The sequence below is a fragment of the Streptomyces sp. NPDC004561 genome, assembly GCF_053602155.1.
Window position 1 is genome coordinate 1 of sequence record NZ_JBSGDB010000289.1, and the last position, 9458, is coordinate 9458.

9 protein-coding genes, 1 tRNA gene and 1 pseudogene are annotated in these 9458 nt (G+C 73.2%); 5 read left to right on the plus strand and 6 right to left on the minus strand.

All coding sequences use genetic code 11. The annotated features are described in order from the left end of the window. Positions 1-137: 137 nt before the first annotated feature. The gene (locus ACWEN3_RS30250; RefSeq protein WP_452977030.1) at positions 138-1271 is read right to left on the minus strand and encodes a dihydrofolate reductase family protein; all 1134 of its coding nucleotides are present in this window, start codon (positions 1269-1271) and stop codon (positions 138-140) included. A gap of 61 nt (positions 1272-1332) precedes the next feature. Between ACWEN3_RS30250 and ACWEN3_RS30255 the strand changes: the two genes are divergently transcribed. The 3 genes from ACWEN3_RS30255 (at position 1333) to ACWEN3_RS30265 (ending at position 3281) form a co-directional block, all read left to right on the plus strand. Further along, a complete protein-coding gene (locus ACWEN3_RS30255; protein WP_452977032.1) occupies positions 1333-1869 on the plus strand; it encodes a MarR family winged helix-turn-helix transcriptional regulator in 537 nt (178 codons plus the stop codon). A 112-nt stretch (positions 1870-1981) separates the two neighbouring features. Beyond that, positions 1982-2617 carry a GTP cyclohydrolase II gene (locus tag ACWEN3_RS30260; RefSeq protein ID WP_452977033.1) on the plus strand — a complete coding sequence of 212 codons (636 nt, stop codon included), beginning with the start codon at positions 1982-1984 and terminating at the stop codon, positions 2615-2617. Between the two features lie 85 nt (positions 2618-2702). Next, entirely contained in the window at positions 2703-3281 is a 579-nt protein-coding gene (locus tag ACWEN3_RS30265) for a TetR/AcrR family transcriptional regulator (protein ID WP_452977035.1), read from the plus strand. A 31-nt stretch (positions 3282-3312) separates the two neighbouring features. On the opposite strand, the gene ACWEN3_RS30270 is transcribed toward ACWEN3_RS30265, so the two are convergent. Together ACWEN3_RS30270 and ACWEN3_RS30275 are read right to left on the minus strand one after the other, a co-directional pair. Continuing rightward, on the minus strand, positions 3313-4698 hold the full coding sequence (locus tag ACWEN3_RS30270) for a sensor histidine kinase (RefSeq protein ID WP_452977037.1): 1386 nt from the start codon (positions 4696-4698) through the stop codon (positions 3313-3315). Then, the gene (locus ACWEN3_RS30275) at positions 4695-5357 is read right to left on the minus strand and encodes a response regulator transcription factor (protein ID WP_452977039.1); all 663 of its coding nucleotides are present in this window, start codon (positions 5355-5357) and stop codon (positions 4695-4697) included. Before ACWEN3_RS30275 ends, ACWEN3_RS30270 begins: the two co-directional genes overlap by 4 nt. A gap of 200 nt (positions 5358-5557) precedes the next feature. Between ACWEN3_RS30275 and ACWEN3_RS30280 the strand changes: the two genes are divergently transcribed. Next, complete coding sequence (locus ACWEN3_RS30280; protein ID WP_452977041.1) at positions 5558-5977, plus strand: BlaI/MecI/CopY family transcriptional regulator; 420 nt, start codon at positions 5558-5560, stop codon at positions 5975-5977. A 4-nt stretch (positions 5978-5981) separates the two neighbouring features. Continuing rightward, a complete protein-coding gene (locus ACWEN3_RS30285; RefSeq protein WP_452977043.1) occupies positions 5982-6989 on the plus strand; it encodes a M56 family metallopeptidase in 1008 nt (335 codons plus the stop codon). 294 nt (positions 6990-7283) lie between these two features. Here the strand turns inward: ACWEN3_RS30285 and ACWEN3_RS30290 are convergent. The 3 genes and pseudogenes from ACWEN3_RS30290 to ACWEN3_RS30300 form a co-directional block, all read right to left on the minus strand. Continuing rightward, a tRNA-Lys gene (locus tag ACWEN3_RS30290) sits at positions 7284-7356 on the minus strand. A 99-nt stretch (positions 7357-7455) separates the two neighbouring features. Further along, on the minus strand, positions 7456-8961 hold the full coding sequence (locus ACWEN3_RS30295) for an amino acid permease (protein WP_452977045.1): 1506 nt from the start codon (positions 8959-8961) through the stop codon (positions 7456-7458). Positions 8962-9123: 162 nt separating this feature from the next. Continuing rightward, a pseudogene (locus ACWEN3_RS30300) lies at positions 9124-9458 on the minus strand (DEAD/DEAH box helicase); the annotation flags it as partial.

The window sequence follows — 9458 nt, forward strand, 5'->3', positions numbered from 1 at the left end:
GGGACAGGATTTGAACCTGCGACCTCTGGGTTATGAGCCCAGCGAGCTACCGAGCTGCTCCACCCCGCGTCGTTGTGTCACCAGTGTACGCCATGCGCGGGGCGCGAAGCACACCGGTTTCCGGCGGGCCGGGTCGCTCAGTCCGGCAGGTGCGTGTTCGGGGCCTTGGCTAGGGCCTCGTACTCGGGCAGTACGACGACCTGCGCGCCCTCGCTCACCAGCACGCCGGCGCCGTCGGCGGCGGCGACGAAGGTGTCGGGCTCCCGCCAGGCGGTCACCACCCGGCGCACCCCCGCCGCGAGGATCAGCCGGGCGCAGGGCGCGGGCCGGGAGGCGCGGCGGGCGCAGGGCTCCAGGCTGCTGTAGACGGTGGCGCCGGGCAGGCGGGGGTCGGCCGGGTCGAGCTTCGCGAGCGCGGCCTCCTCCGCGTGCGCCACGGGGTCGCCGCCCTCGCGGGAGTGGCCGCGGGCCAGTTCGGTGCCGTCGGCGGCGACCACGACCGCACCGACGCTGAAGGCGGTCTCCGAGGGCGGGCACAGGGCGGCGAGTTCGCAGGCGGTGCGCAGCCAGCGGCGGTCGGCGGCGGTGGGCACGGGGCCGGTGCCGGGGGCGGTGGGCTCGTAGCGCATGAGCACGACGTCCTCGATGCGGCGGGTCTCGGTCAGGCGCAGCCGGCCGTCCTGGTACAGCCCCGGCCCGAACAGGCGGGGTGCCGCCGGGTCGCCGACGAGGAGCGGGGCGAGGACCAGCTGGAGTTCGTCGGCGAGGCCCTGCTGGAGGAGCTGGGTGTGCACGGTGCCGCCGCCCTCGACCATCAGGCGCCGTACGCCGCGCACCTCGTACAGGTGGGTCAGCACGGCGCGCCAGTCGAGCTCCGGGCCGAGCGGGACGACGTCGGCCGTGCCGCCGAGGACGCGGGCGGCCCGCTCGGCGCCCTGGTCGGTCGTGCAGACGAGCTTGTCGCCGCCGGTGTGCCAGAAGTGGGCGGTGGGGTCGAGGTCGCCGGTGGCGGTGACGGTGACCTTCAGCGGGTACTCCGGCCTGCCCTCGGCCACGCGGGCGGCGCGGCGCTCGGCGGAGTTGACCAGCAGGCGCGGGTTGTCGGCGCGGATGGTGCCGGCGCCGATCAGGATGGCGTCGACGGAGGCCCGCACCGCGTCGACCCGGTCGAAGTCGGCCGGGCTGGACAGCAGGAGCCGGTCGGGTCCGGTGTCGTCCAGGCAGCCGTCGAGGGAGACGGCGGCGGACAGCAGCACGTACGGGTACGACATCGGCGCGCTCTCCCTGAGAAGACGTCTTGGTTCAAGTTTGAAACAAACTTACACTGGCAGCATGACGACCCGCTGGCTCACCCCCGAGGAGCAGCGCGCCTGGCGCGCCTACATCGCCGCCTCCCAGCTGCTGGAGGACGCGATCGACCGGCAGCTCCAGCAGGAGGCCGGCATGCCGCACCTTTTCTACTCCGTGCTGGCCAATCTGTCCGAGGCGCCGGACCGGCGCCTGCGCATGACCGACCTCGCCGAGAAGCTGAAGATCACGCGCAGCAGGCTGACGTACGCGGTGACCCGGCTGGAGCGGGACGGGCTGGTGCGCCGGGAGGACTGCCAGTGGGACAGGCGCAGCCTGCTCGCGGTGCTGACGGCCGAGGGGACGGCCGTGCTGGAGCGTACGGCGCCCGGGCATGTCGAGACGGTGCGCACCGCGCTCTTCGACCGGCTCAGCCCGGAGCAGGTGGGCCAGCTGGAGGAGATCTGCGCGGGGATCGCGCGCGGGCTGCAGGGGGAGGAGCCGGCCGGGGGCGCCACGGAGGAGGTGCCGTGGCGGCGGCGGTCGTCGCCCTGTTCGGGACCGCCCGCCCCGCCGTCGTAGGCCGCGCCGCAATGCCATTGCTTCAACTTTTAAGCATGGGGTAGGGTCCTGGACCGAGCATCTGATTCAAATCTGAAGCAGATGGACGGAGCACGGACCCCCGGAGACCCGCATGCCCGACTTCCCCGCCGCCACCTCGCGCGCCCGCGTCCGGGTACCGCTGCGCTTCCACGACGGCTACGGCGTCGACGCCGAACTCGTCACCTTCCACGGCCTGGCCGACGGCCAGGAGCACGTCGCCGTCGTCCTCGGCGAGCCCGGCCCCGTCCCCCTGGTCCGCCTGCACTCCGAGTGCCTGACCGGCGACGTCTTCGGCTCGGCGCGCTGCGACTGCGGACCCCAGCTGCGCGAGGCGGTCGAGCGCATCGCCGAACGCGGCGGCGTCCTGCTCTACCTCCGCCAGGAGGGCCGCGGCATCGGCCTCTACAACAAGCTCGACGCCTACGCCCTCCAGGACCAGGGCCTCGACACCTACGAGGCGAACGCCGCGCTCGGCCTGCCGGAGGACGCCCGCGACTACACGGCCGCCGCGCAGATGCTCGCCGCCCTCGGCATCGGGGAGCTGGACCTGCTGTCCAACAACCCCGACAAGGCCGGGCAGCTGCGCTCCCTGGGCCTCACCGTCCGGGACCGGGTGCCGACCGGCGTCTTCACCACCGCCCACAACGTCCGCTACCTGCGCGCGAAGGTCCTCCAGACGCAGCACACGCTGCCGCTGGCCGAGCTGACGGAACTGAGCGCGGGCTGAGCCCCCTCCCCTGCCCTGACTCCGACCGCAGTACTCTGCCCGCAGTGGTCTGATCGCGGGTTGTACACATCCGGAGTCGAAGCACATGGTGAGACGGAACGACCGGCGGCGCGCCGCGCTCGTCGACGCGGCGATCGAGGTACTGGCCAGGGAAGGCGCACGGGGTCTGACGTTCCGCGCGGTGGACACCGAGGCCGCGGTACCCACCGGCACGGCGTCCAACTACTTCGCCAACCGCGACGACCTGCTCACCCAGGCGGGCGCCCGGGTCTACGAGCGGCTCCAGCCGGACGAGGACACCATCGCCCGCCGGCGCGCGGCAGGCGGGGACCGGGAGACGTACGCGCGGCTGATGCGGGAGCTCGTCGGGCGCGTCGCCTCCTTCCGCACCGGCTACCTCGCCCTGCTCGAACTCCGTCTGGAGGCCACCCGCCGGCCCGCGCTGCGCGCGGTCCTCACCGAACGGGTCCGGGCCGACCTCGACGCCAACGTGGCCTACCACGAGGCCTCCGGCCTCCCCGGCGACGCCACGGCCGTAAGACTCCTCTACCTCGCCCTGAACTGGCTGATCGTCGAACAGCTCACCCTGCCCGACGTCCTCACCCCGGCCGAGCGGGACCGGCTGGTCACGGCCGCGGTGGAACGGATCGTGGCGGCCGAGTAGCGGGCAGCGCTCCGCGAGGAGCGGACCCCGCTCACGCGACCGGCAGGCTGACCGTGAACCTGGCCCCGGGCGCGTGCCCGGGGTCGTGGGACACGTCACCGCCGACGGCCCGGGCCAGGCGTCGCGCGAGCGGCAGGCCCAGGCCCGCGCCGTCGTGCCCGTCGTCGGCATCGGCGCGCCGGCCCGGCTGGAACAGCTCGTCCACGAACGCCGCCGGGACACCGGGGCCGTCGTCGACCACGTCTATGCGCACGGCACCGGGCAGACGCCGCGCGGACACGGTCACCCGTGAGCGCGCGTAGCGGGCGGCGTTGGCGAGCAGGGGGCTGAGGATGCGTTCGAGAAGGGCGCGGGCGACCCCCGCCTCCAGGACCGGGGCGGCCGCCTCCACCTCGGTCCTCACCCGGGCCGGTGTGTCGAGGTCCTTGAGCAGGCAGTCGAGGACGGGCAGGACGTCGGTCGTCCCGGGGGCCGTCGCCGGGTTCAGCGCGTTCTCGCGGGCGTCGTTCAGGAGGGTGTCGCAGATGGAGCGCATGGACTGGGCGGCCTCCCCGATCACGTCCCGGATGGCGTGCGTCTCGGCCTCCGTGCGGGGGCGGGCCCGCCACCAGTCGAGCTCCATGATGATCCGGGTGAGCGGCGTGCGCAGTTCGTGGGACAGCTCTCCGGTCAGCTGCTGTTCGTGGCGCAGCACGGTGCGTGTGCGGTCCAGCAGCTCGTCCAGGGAGGCGCCCAGGTCGGCGAGTTCGGCCGGGTGGCCCTCGGGGCCGAAGCGCTCGTCGGAGCCCACGGCGCTCCACTGGGTGGCCTGGTCGGTCATCGTCCGCACCGGGCGCAGTGCCCTGCCGACGGACAGCCGGGTGAGGACGTACGTGCACCCGAGCATCACGACGTCCAGGACGAGCGACCCCAGCAGCAGGGTGTCGGCCGAACCCCGGTACGGGGCCAGGTCCAGGGCGGTGACGACGGTGGCGGTGGCATGGCGGCCGACGACGGGGTGGGAGCACAGCCGGACCGGCCGGTGGCCGTGCGGCTGGACGGTCGCGCAGGCACGCTCCGGGCGCGCGGCCAGCAGACCGGCGGCCCGGGTCAGCCGGCTGCCTGCCATGGCGGACGGCGGCTTCTCCAGCAGGCGGGTGCCGTCGTAGATCCACACGTTCGAGTCGAGGAGCTGGTCGTTGACCGTTTCCAGGACGCGTACGCGGTGGCCTCTGGTGTCGACGGTCGTGGCCACCGCCGCCGCCCGGTTGCGCAGCTCGTCGTCCGCCTGCTGCTGCAGATGCCGGTCCATCATGACGTTGAAGACCACGGTCAGGACCGTCATCAGCAGCGCGGCGGTGGTCAGCGCCACGAGGGAGAGGCGGCCGCGCAGGGTGCGCGGGGCAAGGCGCCGGCAGAAGCGGAGGGCATGATTCATGACAGGCGGTGTCCGATCCCCCGCGCCGTGCCGATGGTCAGGCCGCTGCCCGCCGCGCGCAGCTTGCGGCGCAGCCGGCTCAGGTACTGGTCGAGGGTGTTGTCGCTGACCTGGGCGCCCTCCGGCCAGCCGGCCCGGACCAGGTCGCGGCGGCGCACGAGCGCCCCGTCCGCCGCGACGAGCGTGGCCAGCAGCCGGAACTCCGTCGGGGAGAGGGCCACGTGGACGCCGTTCACGGTCACGGCGTGGTCCACCGCGTCCAGGACCAGGTCACCGGTTCTCGCGGCGGGGCGGGGGGCGGCCCGTCTGATCGCGGCGCGCAGCCTGGCGGCGAGCTCGGGCAGGTGAAAGGGCTTGGGGAGGTAGTCGTCGCCCCCGGCGGAGAAGCCGGCCAGCCGGTCGGTGAGCTGGTGCCGGGCGGTCAGGAAGATCACGGGGGCGAGGAAGCCGTTGGCACGCAGCGCCTGGCACACGTCCCGGCCGTCCGCGTCGGGCAGGCCGACGTCCAGCACGGCCGCCGCGATGTCGGCGGTGGCCAGCCGCAGCGCGGAGGCGCCGTCGGCGGCCGGGACGGGCTCGAAGTCCTCGTCGCACAGACCCCGGCCCAGCACGTCCCGCAGGGCGTGGTCGTCCTCGACGACAAGGATCTTGGGGCGCATAAATCTCCCGCGGCCCACGACCTGGGTGAGCGGTCGGAAACGAATGACTGCAGAAATGTAGACGGTCTACGAAACTGTAGACGAACAGCGCCCGCGGGGTGTTCCCGGTGCGCGGGGCCCGAGACCCTACAAGATGTAGTAGTACGGGCTTCGGGGCCCGGGGGTAGCCTCTGCGGTCGAAGGGCGAAGAGAGGCGGACGGTGAGCGACCCGAGGGACGAGGAGACGCACGGCGGATCCGGCAGGCGGGCACGCGGCGAGCTGGAGAGCGATGTGCTGGCCGCGCTGTGGGCCGCCGACGGCCCGCTGACCGCCCGCCAGGTCATGGAGCGCCTGCCGGGCGACCTGGCGTACACCACCGTCCTGACGATCATGTCCCGTCTCCATGACAAGGGCATGCTCGTACGTCACCGGGAGGGCCGCGGATACGCCTACACACCCGTCCGGGACGAGGCGTCGCACACGGCCCGGCGCATGCGGTCGCTGCTGGACGAAGGGTCCGACCGGGAGGCGGTACTGACCCGCTTCGTGTCCGAACTCTCCGTGCGGGACGAGCAGTTGCTGCAACAGCTGCTCGCCGGGCACGACGCGCCCGACGAGCGCTCCGACGGGAGGCAGTGAGCCGGTGCTGATCAGCGTCTACGTGCCGTTCGCCGTCACGGCCGTCGTCGCGGTGCTCGCACCGCCGCTGGCCCGACGGCTCCCCCCGCGTCCCGCCGCCTGGGCCCTGGCCTGGGCCGCGCTGGTCACGGCGGTCGGCTGGACGGGCTCGCTCGCCCTGCTGGCCTTCACCGGTGTCGCGCAGATCCCCCAGGTCGCGGCCGAGGGCCACTGGTCGGTGGCCGCGCTGCGCGCGCAGGACCCCGTGGACCTCGCCGTCGCGGCCGTCAGCGCGGTCACCCTGGCCGCGAGCGCCGTCTCGCTGTGCGTGGCCGCCCTCGGCCAGGTCCGCCAGGTCGTACGGGCCCGGCGGGAGTGCGCCGGGCTGCCCGGCGACACGGAACTGGCCGTGCTCGACGAGGACGCCCCCCTCGCGTTCGCGCTGCCCGGGGCGCCCGGACGGATCGTGGTGTCCCGGGGGATGCTGCGCTGTCTCGGCGACGGCGAACGCCGGGCCCTGCTGGCGCACGAGCGGGCCCATCTCCGCGCACGGCACCACCTCTTCCTCGGCCTGTGGCGGCTCGCGGCCGCCCTGAACCCGCTGCTGCGCCCCCTGGCCCGCACCGGCGCCTTCGTCCTGGAGCGCTGGGCCGACGAGGCGGCCGCCGCACAGGTCGGCGACCGGGCGGTCGTCGCCCGCGCGGTCGGGCGCGCCGCCCTCGCGTCCGCTGGCGTGTCGCGCCCCGCCCTGCTCGCCGCGACCGGCGGGGAGGTGCCCCAGCGGGTGCGGGCCCTTCTCGCGCCTCCCCCCGCCCGGCGCAGGCTGCCCCTGCTGGCCGGCGCCGCCCTGCTGACCGTGTGCTGCGCGAGCCTCGCCAACGCCGCGTCCGACAACGACGACATGGTCGACAGCGCGAAACGAGCGCAGTGCGCGGCGCTGGTGGAGAGCGCGGTCGCACCACCGGCGGACGGCCACCGGCACGGCCCCTGCCACGGCCACCACCGGCACGGACACGACGTACACCGCTCATAGCGGCGGCGGTACCGGCTCCTTATCCACTCGGGTCCCGCAAGGCGCTTGTACGGGGGCGAGTTGGGACGAAGGCACGGGTGGGAGAGGTTCACGTACACGTGCCGTAGTCACGGCTTGGGCGGGGGATGAAGCCTCGCACGGGCTGGGGCTGCTGAGCGCGCTTCCACGCCGACGAATCCTTGAGCCCCATGATCGCCTGCACTTCGGACGAGCACCGGCCGAACCAACGATCTCCAGTGGCCCGAAAGCGACGATGACCCCAGGTCAGATGCGCTCTGACCTGGGGTCATTCCGTAGGCCCTGTGGGACTCGAACCCACAACCAATGGATTAAAAGTCCACTGCTCTGCCAATTGAGCTAAGGGCCCAGGCGACGTTGCCTGTCCGAGCATAGCCGGACGAGGCCGCGTCTTTGATCGGGTATCGGCGCCCCGGCCGCGTCGGACGGGGCGAGGCGGGTGGGATGGTCACTTTTCGACCGGCTCCGGGGTGCGGACGCGGGCCGGGCTGAGGAACCAGTGGCGGGCCGAGGCGAGCCACCAGGTGGCGGCGAAGCCGAGGACGACCAGGACGGCGATCGGGGCGTAGTTGAAGGTCTTCCAGGTGACCGGCGAGACCTGAGGGAGCATGAAGAGGACCGTGATCACCGCCACCCACACCACCGAGACGACGCCGATCGCCTCCGACCAGCGGCCCAGGTGCCACGGCCCGCGCTCGAAGGCGGCACCCTTGCGGACCCGCAGGAAGGTCGGGACGACGTACGCGATGTAGAGGCCGATGACCGCGATGGAGGTCACCGCCGCGTACGCCGTCGAGTTGATCAGGTAGGGGAGGCCGAGGGCCAGGGCGGCCAGCGCGGCCAGCCAGACCGCCGCCACGGGGGTGCGCGTGCGCGGGCTGACCGAGTGCCAGACGCGGGAGAAGGGCAGCGCGCCGTCGCGCGAGAAGGCGTAGATCATGCGGCTGTTCGCGGTCACGGAGGCCATGCCGCAGAAGAGCTGGGCACCGATCACGACCAGGAGGAGCAGCTTGCCGGCCGTGGCGCCGAGGGCGTCCAGCAGGATCTGGGCCGGCGGGGCGCCCGTCGGGGACCCCAGCTCCTTGTCGTAGGACTGGATCGCGAAGGTGAAGCCCAGCAGCAGGACGAAGCCCGCGACCCAGGACGTCCAGATGGAGCGGACGATGCCCTTCGGGCCCGCCGTGGCCGCGTCGTGGGTCTCCTCCGTCATGTGGGCGGAGGCGTCGTAGCCGGTGAAGGTGTACTGGGCCATGAGCAGGCCGAGCAGGACGACGTAGAGGCCGCTGCCCCAGCCCGTCCCGTTGACGAAGCGCGTGAACACGAAGGACGCCGACTGGTGGTGGTCGGGCACGAAGGCCAGGGCGCCGACGATCACCGCGACGCCGAGCACGTGCCACCACACGCTCACGCTGTTCAGGAACGCGACGATCCGTACGCCGAAGGTGTTGAGCAGTCCGTGCAGGACCAGGATCGCGGCGAACAGCAGCACCGTGCGGCCGGGCGTCACCCGGAAGCCGAACTGCAGGTCCAGGTACGCCCCCAGGAAGGAGGCCGCGCCGAAGTCGATGCCCGCGGTGACCGCCACCTGGCCCAGCACGTTGAACCAGCCGGTGAACCACGCCCAGGCCGCCGCCGAGCGCGGCGGCGCCAGCCTGTGGGCCCAGAAGTACAGGCCGGCCGAGGTCGGGTAGGCGGAGCAGATCTCGGCCATCGACAGGCCGACGAACAGCGTCATCAGGCCGACCGCGACCCAGCCCCAGGTGATCACCGCGGGGCCGCCCGTGGTCATGCCGAAGGCGTAGAGGGTCAGACAGCCCGAGAGGACCGAGATGATCGTGAAGGACACCGCGTAGTTGGCGAACGCCGACATGCGGCGGGCGAGGACCTGCGTGTAACCGAGCTGGGCCAGCCGTTCCTCGTCCGACGGCCCGGCCACTCTCGCATCATCTGTCATGCCCCCAGCAATTCCCTCACCGGGCGCGGGACATGCGCCGACCGGCGGCCGTGAAGCGGGATCCGTGCCGCGACGGCGCCCGGGTACGGCGAAGGGCCCGCACGACGTAGGTCGTACGGGCCCTTCGAGGCTCACCCGGCGTCAGCCGGTTCCGCCTCGGGGTCAGCCGTTGCGCTTCCAGCGCGGCTTGTCGTCGCGGCGGCCGAAGGAGCCACCGGTGTTGCCGCGGTGGTCGTCACGACGCCCGAAGGGGCGCTCGTGGCCACCGGTGCGGAAGCCCGGGCGGTCGTCGCGGCGGTCGCGGTTGAACGGACGGTCGCTGCCCCGGTGCCCACCGCGCTCGTCCCGGCGGAAGCCGCCGCGGTCGTCACGGCGGTCGAAGGAACGCCCGCCACGGTCACGGTCGAACGGACGGCGCTCGTCACGGCGCTCGAAGCCACGGCCACCACGGTCGCCCCGGTCACCACGGTCGTCGCGACGCTCGAACGAACGGCCAC

Coding starts and splice junctions, on each gene's coding strand:
- ACWEN3_RS30250 (WP_452977030.1), bottom strand. CDS start 1,271: ATGTCGTACCCGTACGTGCTGCTGTCCGCCGCCGTCTCCCTCGACGGC.
- ACWEN3_RS30255 (WP_452977032.1), top strand. CDS start 1,333: ATGACGACCCGCTGGCTCACCCCCGAGGAGCAGCGCGCCTGGCGCGCC.
- ACWEN3_RS30260 (WP_452977033.1), top strand. CDS start 1,982: ATGCCCGACTTCCCCGCCGCCACCTCGCGCGCCCGCGTCCGGGTACCG.
- ACWEN3_RS30265 (WP_452977035.1), top strand. CDS start 2,703: ATGGTGAGACGGAACGACCGGCGGCGCGCCGCGCTCGTCGACGCGGCG.
- ACWEN3_RS30270 (WP_452977037.1), bottom strand. CDS start 4,698: ATGAATCATGCCCTCCGCTTCTGCCGGCGCCTTGCCCCGCGCACCCTG.
- ACWEN3_RS30275 (WP_452977039.1), bottom strand. CDS start 5,357: ATGCGCCCCAAGATCCTTGTCGTCGAGGACGACCACGCCCTGCGGGAC.
- ACWEN3_RS30295 (WP_452977045.1), bottom strand. CDS start 8,961: ATGACAGATGATGCGAGAGTGGCCGGGCCGTCGGACGAGGAACGGCTG.